This is a genomic window from Brevundimonas sp. LjRoot202 (assembly GCF_964253355.1).
Classification (GTDB): Bacteria; Pseudomonadota; Alphaproteobacteria; order Caulobacterales; family Caulobacteraceae; genus Brevundimonas.
Window position 1 is genome coordinate 542,397 of record NZ_CAXUQW020000002.1, and the last position, 16,678, is coordinate 559,074.

12 protein-coding genes are annotated in these 16,678 nt (G+C 68.7%); 2 read left to right on the plus strand and 10 right to left on the minus strand.

Translation table 11 applies throughout. The features are described 5' to 3' along the window. Nucleotides 1–20 precede the first annotated feature (20 nt). The 5 genes from ACSQ1L_RS07655 to ACSQ1L_RS07675 all read right to left on the minus strand — a co-directional run bounded on the left by ACSQ1L_RS07655 (nucleotide 21) and on the right by ACSQ1L_RS07675 (nucleotide 5,715). Nucleotides 21–1,184 (minus strand): acyl-CoA dehydrogenase family protein, encoded by a 1,164-nt coding sequence (locus tag ACSQ1L_RS07655; RefSeq protein ID WP_435993577.1) that lies wholly within the window; start codon nucleotides 1,182–1,184, stop codon nucleotides 21–23. 2 nt (nucleotides 1,185–1,186) lie between these two features. Further along, on the minus strand, nucleotides 1,187–2,971 hold the full coding sequence (locus ACSQ1L_RS07660; protein WP_435993579.1) for an acyl-CoA dehydrogenase C-terminal domain-containing protein: 1,785 nt from the start codon (nucleotides 2,969–2,971) through the stop codon (nucleotides 1,187–1,189). A gap of 4 nt (nucleotides 2,972–2,975) precedes the next feature. Continuing rightward, nucleotides 2,976–3,461, minus strand: coding sequence for a MerR family transcriptional regulator (locus ACSQ1L_RS07665; protein ID WP_435993581.1), 486 nt, complete (start codon nucleotides 3,459–3,461; stop codon nucleotides 2,976–2,978). A gap of 114 nt (nucleotides 3,462–3,575) precedes the next feature. Continuing rightward, the gene (locus ACSQ1L_RS07670; protein WP_435993583.1) at nucleotides 3,576–3,998 is read right to left on the minus strand and encodes a DoxX family protein; all 423 of its coding nucleotides are present in this window, start codon (nucleotides 3,996–3,998) and stop codon (nucleotides 3,576–3,578) included. Between the two features lie 301 nt (nucleotides 3,999–4,299). Continuing rightward, the gene (locus ACSQ1L_RS07675; RefSeq protein ID WP_435993585.1) at nucleotides 4,300–5,715 is read right to left on the minus strand and encodes a protein adenylyltransferase SelO; all 1,416 of its coding nucleotides are present in this window, start codon (nucleotides 5,713–5,715) and stop codon (nucleotides 4,300–4,302) included. Nucleotides 5,716–5,943: 228 nt separating this feature from the next. On the opposite strand from ACSQ1L_RS07675, the gene nhaA reads away from it, so the two are divergent. Then, on the plus strand, nucleotides 5,944–7,155 hold the full coding sequence (gene nhaA / locus ACSQ1L_RS07680; RefSeq protein WP_435993587.1) for a Na+/H+ antiporter NhaA: 1,212 nt from the start codon (nucleotides 5,944–5,946) through the stop codon (nucleotides 7,153–7,155). Nucleotides 7,156–7,389: 234 nt separating this feature from the next. Further along, nucleotides 7,390–9,993 carry a TonB-dependent receptor gene (locus ACSQ1L_RS07685; RefSeq protein WP_435993589.1) on the plus strand — a complete coding sequence of 868 codons (2,604 nt, stop codon included), beginning with the start codon at nucleotides 7,390–7,392 and terminating at the stop codon, nucleotides 9,991–9,993. A gap of 86 nt (nucleotides 9,994–10,079) precedes the next feature. Here ACSQ1L_RS07685 and ACSQ1L_RS07690 read toward each other — a convergent pair whose 3' ends face one another. From ACSQ1L_RS07690 to ACSQ1L_RS07710, 5 genes are all read right to left on the minus strand, one after another. Continuing rightward, entirely contained in the window at nucleotides 10,080–10,493 is a 414-nt protein-coding gene (locus ACSQ1L_RS07690) for a TadE/TadG family type IV pilus assembly protein (protein ID WP_435993591.1), read from the minus strand. Continuing rightward, nucleotides 10,483–10,902 (minus strand): TadE/TadG family type IV pilus assembly protein, encoded by a 420-nt coding sequence (locus ACSQ1L_RS07695; RefSeq protein WP_435993593.1) that lies wholly within the window; start codon nucleotides 10,900–10,902, stop codon nucleotides 10,483–10,485. The genes ACSQ1L_RS07690 and ACSQ1L_RS07695 overlap by 11 nt, the downstream gene beginning before the upstream one ends. Further along, nucleotides 10,899–12,068: a hypothetical protein gene (locus ACSQ1L_RS07700; protein WP_435993595.1), complete on the minus strand. Its 1,170-nt coding sequence runs from the start codon at nucleotides 12,066–12,068 to the stop codon at nucleotides 10,899–10,901. Before ACSQ1L_RS07700 ends, ACSQ1L_RS07695 begins: the two co-directional genes overlap by 4 nt. A 188-nt stretch (nucleotides 12,069–12,256) precedes the next feature. Further along, nucleotides 12,257–15,355: an efflux RND transporter permease subunit gene (locus tag ACSQ1L_RS07705; protein ID WP_435993597.1), complete on the minus strand. Its 3,099-nt coding sequence runs from the start codon at nucleotides 15,353–15,355 to the stop codon at nucleotides 12,257–12,259. A 9-nt stretch (nucleotides 15,356–15,364) separates the two neighbouring features. Continuing rightward, a complete protein-coding gene (locus ACSQ1L_RS07710; RefSeq protein ID WP_435993675.1) occupies nucleotides 15,365–16,519 on the minus strand; it encodes an efflux RND transporter periplasmic adaptor subunit in 1,155 nt (384 codons plus the stop codon). Between the last annotated feature and the right edge of the window lie 159 nt (nucleotides 16,520–16,678).

A 16,678-nucleotide genomic window follows, 5' to 3' on the forward strand; every position in this document is an offset into this window, starting at 1 on the left:
CAAGGCTCCGTGCCTGATCCCTACAGCGTCCGCGCGATCAAGAGCTTCATGATCTCGTTGGTCCCGCCGTAGATCCGCTGCACCCGCGCGTCCTTGTACAGCTGGGCGATCGGGTATTCGTTCATATAGCCGTAGCCGCCGTGCAGCTGCAGCATCTCGTCGATGACCTCGCCCTGGATGTCGGTGACCCAGTATTTGGCCATCGAGGCCGTCGCGGCGTCCAGCTTGCCCTGCAGGTGCAGCCCCAGGCAGTGGTCGACGAACACCTTCGCCACCGTCAGCTTGGTCTTGACCTCGGCCAGTTTGAACTGGGTGTTCTGGAAGTCGATCACCCGCTTGCCGAAGGCCTTGCGGCCCTTCACGTACTCCAGCGTCTCATGCAGGCCGCGCTCCGCCGCCGCCACGCCCTGCACCGCGATATTCAGCCGCTCCTGCGGCAGCTGCTGCATCAGCTGGATGAAGCCCTGGCCCTCGCCGCCGCCGATGATGTTCTCGCCGGGGACCTTCACGTCGTTGAAGAACAGCTCGGAGGTGTCGTTCCCCTCCATGCCGATCTTGTGCAGGTTCCGGCCGCGCTCGAAGCCCTCGGCCCCGTCGGTCTCGATGACGATCAGGCTGGTGCCCTTGGCGCCCTCGGCCGGGTCGGTCTTGGCCACCACGATGATGAAATTGGCCAGCTGGCCGTTGGTGATAAAGGTCTTGGAGCCGTTCACGACATAGCCGTTGCCCGACTTGATCGCGGTGGTCTTGACCCCCTGCAGGTCGGAGCCCGCGCCCGGCTCGGTCATGGCGATGGCGCCGACCAGTTCGCCGGACTGGAGGCGGGGCAGCCAGCGCGCCTTCTGCTCCTCGGTGCCGTAGTGCCAGATGTACGGCATGACGATCGCATTGTGCAGGCTGATGCCGAAGTGATCCGCGCCCTTCCAGCCGAGCTGGCGCATCAGGGTGACTTCATGTCGGTAGTCGCCGCCCATGCCGCCGTCGGCCTCGGGCATCGACAGGCCCAGCAGGCCCGCCTCGCCGGCCTGACTCCACAGTTCGCGGGGCACGCTGGAGTTGGCGATCCACGACTGCACCGCCTCGGGCGAGGCGTGCTCGTCGATCCATTTGCCGACGCTGTCCGAGAAGAGGGTGATCTCCTCTTCCTGCATGAACTCGGGTTCGGGGACGTTGAGGACGTTCACGCTCAGAACGCCTCCGCCGGCATCGCCATCAGCACATCCGCGCCCGTCTTGAGCTTGGCCAGATGCGCGCCCGCGTCCGGCAGGATGCGCTCGACGAAGTACCGCCCGGTGGCGATCTTGTTGGCGTAGAACGGGTCGGTCGAACCCGCGTCGATCTGCTTCTGCGCCGCGATGGCCATCTGCGACCACATGTAGGCCAGCGCCGTCAGGCCGAAGATGTGCAGATAGTCGGTCGAGGCGGCGCCGGCGTTGTCCGGGTTCTGCATGCCGTTCTGCATCAGCCACATGGTGGCCTCCTGCAGCTTCTTCTTGGCGTCGGCCAGGCCGTCGATGAACGGCTTCACCGTCTCGTCGCCGCCGTGCTCGGCGGTGAAGGCGTCGATCTCGGCGAACCAGGTCATGATCGCCCGGCCGCCGTTGGCCGGCAGTTTGCGGCCCACCAGATCCAGCGCCTGGATGCCGTTGGCGCCCTCGTAGATCATGGTGATCCGCGCATCGCGCAGATACTGGCTGGCCGGGAAATGCTCGGTATAGCCGCTGCCGCCGTGCACCTGCATGGCCAGCGAGGCGACGTGGAAGCCCTTGTCGGTCAGATAGGCTTTCAGCACCGGCGTGATCAGACCCATGTAGTCATGAGCCTTCTGGGCCTCGGCCTCGTCGTTGGAATGCTGCAGATCGGCCTGCAGCGCGGTCCACAGGGTGAAGGCCTGGCCGCCCTCGACGAAGGCCTTGGCCTCGAGCAGCATGCGGCGCACGTCGGGGTGGACCATGATGGAGTCCGCCGGACCGTCGGGGTTCTTCGGTCCGGTCAGGCTGCGGCCCTGCAGACGCTCCCGGGCGAACTCGACCGCGGCCTGGTAGGCGGCCGAACCGATCGACAGGCCCTGCAGGCCGGTGCCCAGACGCGCCTCGTTCATCATCACGAACATGGCGGCCATGCCCTTGTTCTCGGTCCCGACCAGCCAGCCCTTGGCGTTCTCATAGGCCATGACGCAGGTGGCGTTGCCGTGGATGCCCATCTTGTGCTCGAGCCCGGCGCAGCCCGCGCCCGCGTTGCGCTCGCCCAGCGAACCGTCCTCGTTGACGAACACCTTGGGCACGACGAACAGGCTGATGCCCTTGATCCCCGCCGGCGCGCCCTCGATCCGGGCCAGCACCAGGTGGATGATGTTGTCGGTGAAGTCGTGCTCGCCCGACGAGATCCAGATCTTCTGGCCGGTGATGGAATAGCTGCCGTCGCCGTTCGGCACGGCTTTCGTGCGGATCAGGCCCAGATCCGTGCCGCACTGCGGCTCGGTCAGGTTCATGGTCCCGCCCCATTCGCCGGTGGCCATCTTCGGCAGGTACATGGCCTTCTGCTCGGGACTGCCGTTGGCGTTCAGCCCCCAGTAGGCGCCGGCCGTCAGGCCCGGATACATCGAGAAGGCGGCGCTGGCGGCGGCGGTGAATTGGCCGAAGGCCATGGCCACGACCGAGGGCATGCCCTGGCCGCCATGCTCGGGCAGGGCCGACAGGGCGGGCCAGCCGGCCTCGACCATGGCCTTGTAGGCCTCCTTCCAGCCGGTCGGGCCGGTGACCTTCCCGTCAACCCATTTGCAGCCTTCCTGATCGCCGACGCGGTTCAGGGGGGCGATGACCTCCTCGGCGAATTTGGCGCCTTCCTCCAGGATCTGTCCGACCAGCTCCGACGACACGTCGGCGAACCCGGGCTGGTTGGAATAACGGTCGATTTCCAGCACCTCGTTCAGGATGAACGTCAGGTCGCGGACAGGCGCCTTGTAGGCCATGGAGTTACGCTCTCGCTTTGAAGGGCTGGAGGTTGTTGTCCGGGTTGAGGCGCGCCTTGAGCAGGTTGGCGTACTCCTCGGCGCCCGGCAGCAGGTCGGGGCGATGTTCGCCCAGCTTCCGTTCCATGACGGCGCAGGCTTCCTCGGCCGTCTCGATGGCGGCGTCGAGGTCCTCGCGCTGCTGCTTCAGCGCGGCGATCTGGGCCCGGTGGCGGCGCAGGGCGACGGCCATCTGGTGGGCGTTGTGATTGTCGTGGTCGTAGAGATCCAGCATCTCCTGGATCTCCTGCAGCGAGAAGCCGATGCGGCGTCCCCGCAGGATCAGCTTCAACCGGGCCCGGTCGCGGGCGTCATAGACCCGCGTCTGGCCCTTCCGCGCCGGGGCCAGCAGCCCCTTGTCCTCATAGAAGCGCAGCGCGCGCGCCGTCGCCCCGAACTCGCGGCAGAGCTGGCGGATCGAATAGGTGCGATGATCGTCGGCGGTCGCCATGCCCGACCTCATAACTTGACGTGCACGTAAAGGGAAGCCTTCAGTTGAGAGCGCAAACAAAGACGGCCGCCGGGCGAACCCGGCGGCCGTCTTTTGGTCTTCGGCGTGGGCGGTTCAGCGCACCTCGCGGGCCCGCATCCACAGCACCGGCGCCGTCATGGCGATCAGCACCAGGTTGGTCAGCGCCAGCCCGCCTTCGAGGCCGGCGGCGTGCAGGCCCAGCATGACCACCTCCAGCGCCAGCAGGCCGCCGGCGGCCATCACCAGCAGCGGCCGTCCGTGCTTCCACGACACCAGCGGCGCCAGCAGCAGAACGGCGAGGACGATCTCGGCGACGCCGAGACCGCGCACCATGTTCTCGGCGACGAGCCCGGGCCAGCGCATCAGGTCGATAAGAGTGGCCAACGGCTCGCTCAGCTTGGCGTAGCCGGCGGCGATGAAGAACATCGCCAGCCAGCCCTGCAGCGTCCAGAGCGTAAGATTGCGGTAGCTGGCGGCGAGGCGCGAGCGGGCGGGGGTGAGGACCTGAGAAGTCATTTTCTGTGACGCCGGGGAAGGGGCGCTCGTTCTATTGGCAACAGTTGCGATGTCGGATCGCGGGGTCGGGTTCGCAAGGGCGCGAAGCGAGGCCGTAACCATCCGTGAACGCCTTCTGCATGAGCCCCACGGCCAAAGCGTGGCCGTATTCATAAATCTCTGTAATGCGGCCTCCGTTTCGGGGGCCTTAAGAGCGGAGCGTCCCACGCATGTCGGGGGTGGCATGACGGCTGTCCTCTGAGGAGCGTCCGGTCTGCGCCGGTTTCTCCCTGACTACCGCCACCTTGCTGACAGCCTGCTGTCAGCAGCCGGTCAGACCCCAGGCCTCGCGAGCGCGGGCCAGCCGCTCCAGCTTGACGTGGAACGGCGTCCAGTCGTCGCCGGCGTCGATCGCCGCCCAGATCGCCTCGACCTCGTCGATCAGCATTTCCTCGGGTTCGGGCGCCGCGAACATCGGATGCTCCAGCCGCTCGGGCCGGTCCGGCTCATGTTCGAACAGGGCGAAGCGGAAGGCGTCGAAGGCCTCGCCCTGATAGAGCTTGCCGCGCGGCCCGCCGAGCGCCCGCGCCGACGAGGCGAAGCCGCCGAACCAGTCGAAGAACAGCGGCTCCCAGCGCAGCCCCTCGCCGCCTTCGCGCAGCAGCGCCAGGGTCGTGTCCAGCAGTCGCTGGTCGGCCGCCTCGCCGAGGCTGGCGACGCCGAGCCGGGCCAGGAAGGCCGCCCGCAGTTCGCGGATATAGGCGGGGCCGAAGCCGTTCAGCGCGTCGGTCAGCGGCTCCGCGTCGGCGACCAGCTTCAGCGCCCCGCCCAGCTGGGTCAGGGCCCAGAACACCGCCTCGGGCTGGCGGGCGAAGGCGTAGAGGCCGAACTGGTCGAAATAGGCCGCCGTGAAGCCGGGCTCGTAATACGGCAGGAAGCGCCACGGGCCGTAGTCGAAACTCTCTCCGGTGACGTTCAGATTGTCGGTGTTGAGCACCCCGTGCACGAACCCGGCCGCGATCCAGCGGGCGGTCAACCGGGCTGAGGCCTCGACCACGGCGCGCAGGAAGCCGGGCGTGTCCCCGGCCGCGACGTCCGGGTGGTAGAGCGCCCGGGCATGCTCGACCAGCACCTCGATCATGTCGGGGCGGCCGATGTAGGCGGCGCGCTGGAAGGTCCCGAAACGGACGTGGCTGTGCGACAGCCGGACCAGCACGGCCGACCGCGTCGGCGACGGCTCGTCCCCCCGCTGCAGCGCCTCGCCGGTCTCGATCAGGCTGAACGCGCGGCTGGTCGGCACGCCCACCGTCTCCAGCATCTCGGCTGCAAGCACCTCGCGCACCCCGCCCTTGAGGGTGAGCCGCCCGTCGCCGCCCCGCGACCATGGCGTCTGTCCCGAGCCTTTGGTGCCGAGGTCCAGCAGCCGACCGTCATCGGCCCTCAGTTGCGCCGCCAGGAAGCCCCGCCCGTCGCCGAGGTCGGCGTTGTAGGTGCGGAACTGGTGGCCGTGATAACCCATGGCCACCGGCCCCGGCTGGCCGGGCAGGGGCTCGAAACGGCCGAAATGGGCGATCCATTCCGCGTCGGTCAGCATCTCCAGCCCGACGGTCGCGGCGGCGCGGTCATTGCGAAAACGCAGGCGGGTCTCGGGAAAGTCCGCGGCCCGAACGGCGTCGCCGTAATCATCCCCGAGATCGAAGAAGCGCGGTTCGGGACGGTAGGCGGGTGACACGGGCATCGACGGCAGATGCGGTCTTTGGGCGCGCGGGGCAACCGCGACCGTTCAGATTGCCCAACGGGTTGAACCAGCGGGGCCGCGCCCGGTAGTGTGTCGGCAGAGATCAGGCCCGTCCGTCGTTCGCGGCGCCGCTGGGCCAGGCCGGCGCCCGCATCCGCGGCGCGAACCCGGTCCGGCGCCCGTCGATAACCGGGCGCCACGACAGACCTTTCCAATCCGGAGGCCTCCGTGGCGCGCAAGATCACCCTCGATTTCCTCAAGACCGAAGCCGCGTCCGGCGCGGTGCTGGGCCTCGCCGCCCTGGCCGCCCTGATCATCGCCAACTCGCCGCTGTCAGGGACCTATTTCGCCTGGCTGAAGAGCGAGCATGTGCTGCAGGTCGGACCGCTGCTGCTGGAGCTGTCGGTCACCGAATGGATCAAGGAAGGCCTGATGGCGGTCTTCTTCCTCGTCGTCGGACTGGAGATCAAATACGAGATTCTCCGGGGCGAACTCAGCGATCCAAAGAAGCTGGCCACGCCGGTGCTGGCGGCGCTTGGCGGCATGGTCGCGCCGGCCGCCGTCTATCTGGTCGTCTCGAACGCCATGGCCGGCCCGACAGGCGGCTGGCCGATTCCGCTGGCCACCGACATCGCCTTCGCCCTGGCCGTGTTCGCCGTGGCGGCGCGCAGCCTGCCGTCGTCGCTGCGGGTCTTCCTGCTGACTCTGGCGATCGTGGACGATCTCGGCGCCATCGCCCTGATCGCCGCCCTGTTCTCGAGCGGCGTGGTCTGGCAGCCGCTGGTCTGGATTGTCGGGCTGCTGCTCGTCGGCGGAGTCATGAGCCGGTTCCGCAAGATACCCTCGCCGTTCTGGGTGCTGGGCTTCGCCCTCATCTGGTACCTGACGGTGCTGTCGGGCCTGTCGACCTCGCTGACCGCGGTGGCCTTCGCCGCCATCGTCCCCGTCAGCGAGCGGCGTCGCGACGGCCAGAGCCCCCTGCGCGAGGCGATGCACGATCTGCACCCCTATGTCGCCTACCTGGTCCTGCCGCTGTTCGCCTTCGCCAAGGCCGGTGTCAGCTTCGGCGGCCTGTCGCTGGAGCAGGCGTTCGCCCCGCTGGTCATCGGCGTGGCGCTGGGCCTGTTCGTGGGCAAGCAGATCGGCGTCTTCGGAGCGGCCTGGCTGGCCTCGGCGCTGAAGATCGGACGCCGTCCGACCGGCTCGACCTGGCTGGAGCTGTACGGCGTCAGCCTGCTGTGCGGCGTCGGCTTCACCATGAGCCTGTTCATCGGCATCCTGGCCTTTCCGGGGGCCATCGACTCGCCCGAGCAAGTCGAGGTGAAGTTGGGCGTGCTGGGCGGATCCTTCCTGTCGGCCGTCGCGGGAGCCCTGGTGCTGGCGGTTGCAGGGCGGCGGCGCAAGAAATTGGCCGGGAAGCTCACGGATACTGGCGAATAGCGGGCGAATATTGACGTAGGGTCATCCGTTTCTGTCGCTTTTGCGTCACAGTGGGGCAAGCGGCACGGCGGAAATGAGGCCCCTCGGCGCCCCGGCGCTTGTGGCGGAGTCCGGCTTGGATTACCCCGAATGCTGGAGTTTCCGCGCTCCGCAAGAAGAGCGCGGGCCAGGGATCAGGAAACGCCGCGGCAACCCGTTCCATGCGGGACCCCGGCCAATGTCGGGGAGCCGTGCATGCGCCTTACCAACCTTCTTCGCACCACTGCGTCGGCCGCCGTCGTCGGCGCCGTCGCCTTCGGCTTCGCCGGCGTCGCCCAGGCCCAGGAGGGCCAGACCGCCACGACCGTCGACGACATCATCGTCACCGCCCAGAAGCGCGAGCAGAACCTTCAGGACGTGCCGATCGTGGTCACCAGCCTGTCGCAGGAGACCCTGCAGGACGCCGGTGTCCGCGACATCAAGGACCTGCAGATCCTGACCCCGGGCCTGACGGTCACCTCGACCTCGTCGGAAGCCTCGACCACGGCCCGTATCCGCGGCGTCGGCACGGTCGGCGACAACCCGGGCCTCGAAAGCTCGGTCGGCGTGGTCATCGACGGCGTCTACCGTTCGCGCAACTCGGTCGGCTTCGGCGATCTGGGCGAACTGCAGCGCATCGAGGTGCTGAAGGGGCCGCAGGGCACGCTGTTCGGCAAGAACACTTCGGCCGGCGTCATCAACATCATCACCGAGGCTCCGTCCTTCACGCCCGGCTTCAGCGCCGAGGCCACCGTCGGCAACTACGGCGCCATGGCCGTCTCCGGATCGGTCACCGGCCCGATCAGCGACACCCTGGCCTTCCGCCTCTACGCCGGACGCCGTCTCCGCGACGGCTTCATGAATATCGACACCGGCGACGGCCCCCGCGAGGAAACGGACGACAACAACCAGGACTTCGGCACCGTCCGCGGCCAACTGCTGTGGCTGCCCAACGACAACACCTCGGTCCGGGTTATCGCCGACTATTCGTCGCGTGACGAATACTGCTGCATCGGCACGCAGATCCGCACCGGCCCGACCTATCCCTTCGTCGACCTGCTTTCCGACGGTCCCGGCCAGCGTCCGCCGGTCGCCGGCTTCGGCGTGCTGCCTTTCGACCGTACCGGCTACGCCAACCGCGCCAGCGGCCAGGAAGTCGAGGACAAGGGCGTCTCGGTCGAAGCCAACTTCGACATGCCGTCGATGTTCGGCGGGGCCACCCTGACCTCCGTCTCGTCGTGGCGTAAGTGGACGTCCAGCCTCGGCCACGAGATCGACTACACCGGTGCCGACATCGCCTATCGCGAACAGGACGGCGACTTCGGCTTCTCGGTCGAGAACCTGACCCAGGAGTTCCGCCTCGCCGGGTCCACGGACAGCCTCGACTGGCTGGTCGGCGTCTTCGCCACCAAGGAAGACATCGGCCGCGCCGACAGCTGGTATTTCGGCGACGACTACACGCCCTTCCTGTCGTTCCTGCTCAGCGCCCGCCTGAACGCGGCCAATCCGGCCCTGCCGATCAGCCCGAACACCATCGGCTGCTACACGCGGCCTGCCCAGACGCCGGTCGGATTCGGGACCTGCCTGGGCACCGGCGGCGCCATCGGCGGCGGCGGCCCGGGCTTCATCGTCGGCCAAGGCTTCGAGGACACCTACGAGCAGGAATCGACCTCCTTCGCGGTGTTCACCAACAACACCTGGCACGTCACCGAGGCGTTCGATCTGACCCTCGGCCTGCGCTACACGATGGACGACAAGTCCCTGACCGGTCAGCAGACCAACACCAACGGCAACGGCCTCACCTGCGCGGCCGCCCTGGGCAACGCCGGCGCCATCGGCGCGGTGCTGGGAGCCGGCAACGCCGCCACCGTTCTCGGCAACTTCTGTCTGCCGTGGGCCAACGTCTTCTTCAACAACCGCAGCATCGACGAGTCCTTCGACGACACCGAACTCAGCGGCACGATCAAGGCCTCCTACCGCCTGAACCCGTCGATCCTGACCTATGTGTCGTACGCCCGCGGCTACAAGAGCTTCGGCTACAACCTCGATCGCGTTCAGGCCGGCATCACGCCGGTGGCCTCGACCCTGTTCCCGTCGGAAGTCGTGGACAGCTACGAAGCCGGCGTGAAGATGACGCTGCTGGATCGCACCCTGCTGCTGAACGCCACCTACTTCGACCAGACGTTCGAGGACTTCCAGCTCAACACCTTCCTCGGCACCGCCTTCGTGGTGGAGTCGATCCCCGAGCTGACCTCGCGCGGCGTCGACGCCGACTTCGTGTGGTTCTCGCCCGTCGAGGGCCTGAGCTTCCAGGGCGGCGTCACCTGGACCGAGGCCGAGTACGGCGAGTTCACCGCCGCCGATCTGGCCAGCCCCGGCAACTTCCCGCAGCTGTCGCTGCTGCCGGGCTCCACGGCGTCCTTCGCGCCGGAATGGTCCTCGACCCTGTCGATCAATTTCGATCGCGACGTCGGCAACAACCTGCGCGCGGGCTTCAGCCTCGCCGGCAAGTACATGACCGAGTACAACACCGGCTCGGACCTGATCCCGTTCAAGCAGCAGGACGCCTTCGCCACCCTCAACGGGCGCGTCATGCTCGGCAGCGCGGATGAGCGCTGGACGGCGGAGTTCTGGGTCCAGAACCTGACCGACGAGGAATACATCCAGGTCGCCTACAACGCCCCGCTCCAGGGCTCGGCGTTCCAGAGCACGATCCAGCCGAACGGCACCTACTACAACCCGGCGCTGGACTCCCAGACCTACGACGCCTTCCTGGGCGCGCCGCGGACCTACGGCGCGACCCTGCGCTTCAAGTACTGACCGCTTCGCCGACAGGCGGAACGAAAGAGCCGGCCGGGGGAAACCCCGGCCGGCTTTGCTTTGTCGGGCGCCCTCGGCCTGGGGCGTCAGATCACCGGGCGGGCGACGGAGGCGGCCGACTGGAAGCGCAACTCCCAGACGGGCAGCATCGGCACCGCCAGGGAGTGGACATAGGTGGCCTGGAGGTTGGTGATACGCAGGCCGGGCGTGGCCGAATCCTCGCTGATCGAGACGCTGATCTCCGGATCGGCGAACTCGTCCAGGCGCGCGCGCATGGCGGCCTCCACCTCGGAGGCGGTCAGGTCCGGGTCGATCGACAGGGCCCGGGCCGACTCGTCCAGCGCATAGCGGACGGAAGAGGCGCAGTGCAGGGCCCAGCCCACCTGGAAGAGGCCGAACAGGAGGACGATCAGCAGCGGTGCGATCATGCCGAATTCGACCGCGGAGGCTCCCGAGCTGTCGCCGGCCAGGGCGCGGGGGCTGCGGGGGCTAGCGGACACGGACCAGCTCGGTGGCCGTGCGGCCGATCATCTGGTCGGGGTCGCCGGTCGCGGCGCGGATCTCGACATAGACCGAAGGCGGCTCGCCCGAGGGGCACAGCACCGCACAGCCGCCGACGGCGTCTCCGCAGGCGCAGGATTCAGCGACCGTGATTTCGTAGGTCTCCGGCATCGCCTCCCAAGACCGCTCGACCACGGTGCGCACCAGGGCCGTGTCGGCGCCGCCGGCGCGCAGGTAGTCGGCGCCGGCGTGAACCGCGGAGCGCATGCGCGCCACCGCCGTGATGTCGCTCCACACCAGGGTCAGGACGGCCAGGATCCCCGCCAGAACCGGAGCCACCAGGGCGAACTCGACCGCCGATCCGCCGCGTTCGTCGCGGACCAGCCGATGAAACGGCCGCGCGCTCATTCGACGATCCTGATCAGCTGCTGGCCGGGCAGGGCGGTCATGCCGCGGGCGGTGCAGTCGACGGCGATGTCGGCGGTTCCGCTCCAGGCGACCGTGCGGGCGACGATCTGCATACAGCCGCCGTCGCCGGCGAAATTGCCCGCGTACTCGACGTCCTGACCGGCCAGGTAGAGGGCTCCGGTGAGGCTGGAGCCGGCGCCGCCGTTGAACAGGTGGGACTGCCGCTGGCCCTCGCGGTCGGCGAAGAACAGCAGGCCGGCGTAAGGTCCCACGGTCGGAGCCGAGAGCGTGATCGTCGCCGTGCCGTTGAAGCGCGTGCCGACGCCGTCGCCGAGAAAGATCGTCACCCCTTCGCCGGTGATGTTGGCGAGGGCGTTGGTGCGGAAGTCGCCGCTCTCGACGTAGTAGACCCCCGGCTCCAGATGCACGTCGCCGCGCAGATTGAGGCCGTTGCAGTAGCGGCCGGGCTGCAGCACCGCGCCATTCCCGTTGAGGCAGCCGCCGGAGGGCGTCGGCTCCGGCACCAGACGGTAGGGGTCCGCGACCGGGGGGGCGCGGGTCACCGGCTCGGTGCATTCCGTCAGCACCAGCGACGAGGTCGCCGAAACCCCGCCGCCCGAGATCAGGCAGGGCGTTTCGAGGCGCGAGGCGCCGCCGAGGTCGATGGCGGTGTCGGCGATCGAGTTGGCCACGACGCTGCATCCCTGCAGCCTCAGGCTCGCCGAGCCGCGCATGGACACGGCCGCGGCGGCGCCCGGATCGAGCGCGATGACGCAGGCGTTTGAGGTGGTTTCGTAGATGGCGACGGAGCGGGCCCCGGCCCAGACGAGCGAATCGTCGAACAGGCCGCTGAAGAACCGGTCCTGCTGCTCGGTCAGCACCACCTCGACCGCCTGCGGCTGCTGGAAGGCGCCGGTGGTTGGCGGGGTGTTGACCGTCAACGTCCCAACGGCGAGATCGAAGCCGTTGTCGCCCGCCTCGCGGCCGGCGGCGGCGGTCACCGTGGTCTCGGCGCGACCGGCGCGCATCTCGATGGCGGCGGCGTAGGCGGCCGCGTCGGCGGCGGCCTGCAGCTCCAGATCGCGGAAATACCAGTAGAGGGTGTCGACCCCATAGGCGGCGCCCCCGACGACCAGGGGCATGGCCAAGGCGGCGATAATCGCCACATTGCCGTCCCGGCGGCGGAGAAACTTACGGACGAAGGCGAACCCGCACATGCCGCCACGTTTGCGGTCAGGAGCCTGAAGCAAGTCCAAACAAACGACCTTAAGCCGCGTTCACCCTGTCTTCGGAATACGGTCCCTCCGGGGGTCGGCCCGCCCTTGCGCGCCGTCCCGGTCCCCCTGTGGTGTCGCTACTTCGCCGGCTCCGGCTCCGGCGCCGGCCGGTTCGGCTCATGCCGCTGGCTGGCGAACATCTTGCTCATCCGCCGGGCGAAGAAGCCCGAGATGTCGTCGACGATGGTGAAGATCGGCGGGATGAACAGCAGCGACAGGAAGGTCGAGGAGATCAGGCCCCCGACCACCGCGATGGCCATCGGCGAACGGAACTCCACGTCGGCGCCCCAGCCCAGCGCCACTGGCATCATGCCGGCGCCCATGGCGAAGGTGGTCATCAGGATCGGCCGCGCCCGCTTGTGCGCGGCGTCCATGATCGCGTCGAACCGCTTCATCCCGTCCTTCTCGGCCATGACGATGTAGTCGACCAGCAGGATGGAGTTCTTGGCCGCGATGCCCATCAGCATCAGCACCCCGATCAGCGACGAGATCGAGAAGCTGGAGCCCGCGACGACCAGACCGATGATCGCTCCGCCTATGGCGAGCGGCAGCGAGGCCATGATGGTGACCGGATAGGCGAAGCTGCGGAACAGCAGCACCAGCACGGCGTACATCAGCAGGATGCCGGTCAGGAAGGCGATGGCGAAGCCGGTGACCATCTCCTGGATGAACTCGGCGTCGCCGGCCGGAACCTGCCGGACCCCGGTGGGCAGGTTCTTCACCGATGGCAGTTTCTGCACCGCCGCCGCGGCCTCGCCGGTGCGGATGCCATCCAGTTCGGCCGTGATCGAGGCGATGCGGGCGCGGTCCTGGCGCAGCACCTGCGACGGACCGGCCCCGAACTGGATGTCGGCCACGGCGCTGAGCGGGACGGCCCCGCCCGTGTTGGTCGGCACGCGCAGGTTCTCGAGCACCGACAGGTCCTCGCGGGCGTCGGAGGTCAGCTGCAGCCGGATCGGCACCTGGCGGTCGCCCAGATTGTATTTGGGCAGGTTCTGGGCGATGTCGCCGATCGTGGCGACGCGGATGGTCTGCGAGATGTCCCGCGTCGAGACCCCCATCAGCGCGGCCTGGTCGGGCCGTGGGGTGACGAGAATCTCGGGCCGCGCGATCGAGGCGGTGTTGACGACGTTGGCCAGGCCCGGAACCGCGCGCATCTCGGCCTCGATCTGGCGGGCCGCGGCCTGCAGGGCTTCCGGATTGTCGCCGAGGATGGCGAATGTGTAGCTGGTGCCGTCCGACGGCCCGCCGCCCTGGTTGCCGGTTCCCGCGCCGATGCGGGCCCCCGGAATGGACTTCCAGCGATCCACCATCTCGCGGGCGAATTCCTGCTGGCTGAGCGCGCGCTCGCCCTTGTCGACCATGTCGGCGAAGATGTTGGCCTGATTGACGTCCTGCCCGCCGATCTGGGCGAAGACGGAGGTCACCTCGGGGCGTTGCTCGAGGTCGCGGGTGAGGCGCTGGACGATGGCGTCGGTCTGGCGCAGCGTCGCGCCGGGCGGAAGCTCGACGGAGAAGGCGGCGCGCGACTGGTCGCCCGACGGCGAGAATTCGAACGGCAGGGCGCCCGCGAAGACCAGCCCGAAGCATCCCAACACCGCGGCGGTGCCCATGGCGAACACCTTCCACCGGTTGCCCAGCGACCAGCGCAACGCCTTCAGATAGCCGCCCATCCAGAACGGGTCGGCGTCCTCGTGCCTGGTGTGCTTGAGCAGATAGGCGGCCATCAGCGGCGTCAGCGTGCGCGCCACGACCAGCGAGAAGGCCACGGCGACGCAGGCGGCCAGGGCGAAGGCCTTGAAGAACTGGCCAATGATGCCGGGCATGAAGCCGACCGGCGCGAACACCGCCACGATGGTGGCGGTGGTCGCCACGACCGCCAGGCCGATCTCGTCGGCCGCCTCCATCGAGGCGTTGTAGGGCGACTTCCCGTCCCGCATGTGCCGGACGATGTTCTCGATCTCGACGATGGCGTCGTCGACGAGGATGCCGACGGTCAGCGACAGCGCCAGCAGGGTGACCACGTTGAGCGACTGGTCCAGCGGCCCGAGGATGGCGAAGGCCGGGATCAGCGACAACGGCATGGCCATGGCGGTGATGAAGGTCGCCCGCCAGTCGCGCAGGAAGATGAACACCACCACGACGGCGAGCGCCGCGCCCAGCAAAAGGGCCTCGAGCGAGGCGATGTAGCTCTCCTCGATGTATTCGACGCTGGCGGTGACCTGTTCGATGGTCAGTTCGGGATGGGCCTCGTCGATCTCGGCCACGCGCTCGCGGACCCTTTCGGCCACCTTGACCTCGCTGGCCGTGCGCGAGCGCAGGAAGTTGAAGGTGACGGCTTCCTGGCCGTTGTAGCGGGCCAGCCGGCGGGGTTCGCTCCAGTGGTCCTCGACCGTCCCGAGATCGCCGAGGCGCACCGAACGGCCGTCGGCCAGCGGCACCAGGGTCTGGCGCAGCTCGTCGATCGAGCCGGCCGCGCCGAGGGTGCGGATCGAACGCTCCGAGCCGGAAATGGTCACCCGCCCGCCGGGCAGGTCGCTGTTCACCGAGGTCAGCGCCTGGCTCACCGAGGCGGCGGTCAGGCCGTAGGAAGCGAGGCGGTCGGGATCCAGCTCGACCCGGATCTCGCGGTCGACGCCGCCCGAGCGGTTGACCTCGCCGACGCCGCCGATGGACAGCAGCGACCGGCTGACCTCGTTGTCGATAAACCAGCTTAGCTCCTCCGGCGTCATCGTCGCCGAGCGGACCACCCAGGTGATCAGGGCGTCGCCGGTGATATCGATACGCTGGACGCTCGGTTCCTGCATGTCCTGCGGCAGGTCGGCGCGCAGCCCGCTCATGGCGTTGCGGACGTCGTTGGTGGCCCGCTCGGTGTCGGTGCCCAGCTCGAACTCGATCGTCGTCGAGGACGAGCCGTCGGTGATCTGCGAATTGATGTGGCGGACGCCCGACAGGCCGGCGAGGGAGTCCTCGATCAGCCGGGTGACCTGCACCTCCATCTCGCTGGGCGCGGCGCCGGGCCGTCCCGCGGAGACGTGAACCAGCGGGAAGTCGATGTCGGGGTTGTTGTTGATCCGCATCCCCATGAAGCCGTTGACGCCCGCCAGCGTCAGCAGCACGAACATGAGGATGATCGGGATCGGATTCTTGATCGACCAGGACGAGATGTTCTTCATGGCCGGGGCCTACTTCTTGGCCGCGGCGGGGGCGCGGGCGGTGGCCGGCGCGGCGGCGGTCCGGGCGGGCGCGATGGTGACCCGGTCGCCCTCGCCGAGGAAGCCGGCCCCCTCGACCACGACGCGCACGCCGGCCTCGACGCCGGTGACGGCGGTGCGGTCGGTGGCCCGGGAGATCACGGTGACCGGCCGGAAGCGCGCCCGGCCGTCGGCTCCCATGACGAAGACGCCGGCGCGGTTCTCGCGATAGAGCACGGCCGCGGTCGGCACGGTGACGGCGGGCTGGTCGCCGACCTGGATGCGGGCCCGGGCGAACATGCCGGGCCGGAAGCCGCTGCCGGACACGGCGATCCGGGCCACGCCCAGCCGGGTCTCGGCGTTCACCTCGGGGGTGACGATGCGGACCGTTCCGGCGGCCTCGCCGACCTGATCGGACGAGATGACGGCGGACTGGCCGGCGCGGACCAGATGCAGCTCGGTCTCCGGCACCTGGGCGTCGAGCTCGAGACGGCCGTCGCGCACGATGCGGAACAGCTCCGTCCCGGCGGAGACGATCTGGCCGCGGGTGACGCTGCGGCTGATCACCAGCCCGGACACCGGCGCGCGGATGGTCGCCTGGGCCAGGCGGGTGCGGGTCTCCGACAGCGAGGCCTGGGCGGCGGCGAGGTTGGCGTCCGAGGCACGCTTGTTGGCCAGGGCCGTATCCAGCGACGCCTGGCTGAGGAAGCCGCGCTCCTTCAGTTCCTGGGCCCGGTCGAGCGCGGCCTGGTCGCGGGCGGCGTTGGCCTGGGCGGTCTGCACGGCCGCTTGTTGCTGGCGCAGCTGGGCCCGCAGCAGGGCGTCGTTGAGCTGGACCAGCGGCTGGCCCTGGCGGACATAGCGGCCCTCATCGACATAGACGGCGGTGGCGGTCAGGCCGCCGGTCTCGGCCCCGACCGGCACCTCTTCCCAGGCGGAAATGGTGCCGGAGGCGGTGACGGTGCGCGGCAGGTTCTGAAGCGTGGCCGTGGCGACGGTGACCGTCAGACTGCTGCCGCCGGTGGAGCCCGCCTTGGTCTCGGCCTTCTTGGCCGCGTCGTCGCCCGCGCCGCAGGCGCTCAGCGCCAAAGTCAGCGTCAGGGCCAGAGTCAGGACGGCCGCGCCGGCCCAGCTGTTCCGCATCATGTTCGCCACGTCCGATCCCCATGCAGCGCGGAGGGGGAGCCGCGCGCCTGTCGTTGGCCGCCGGTCGCGGCGAACCTTGTCATCGACCGTTGAATAGACGTTTCGCGACCGCTTCTCAAACGCCAATGCGTCGCCTTACGGCGATGTAATCCGCCACAA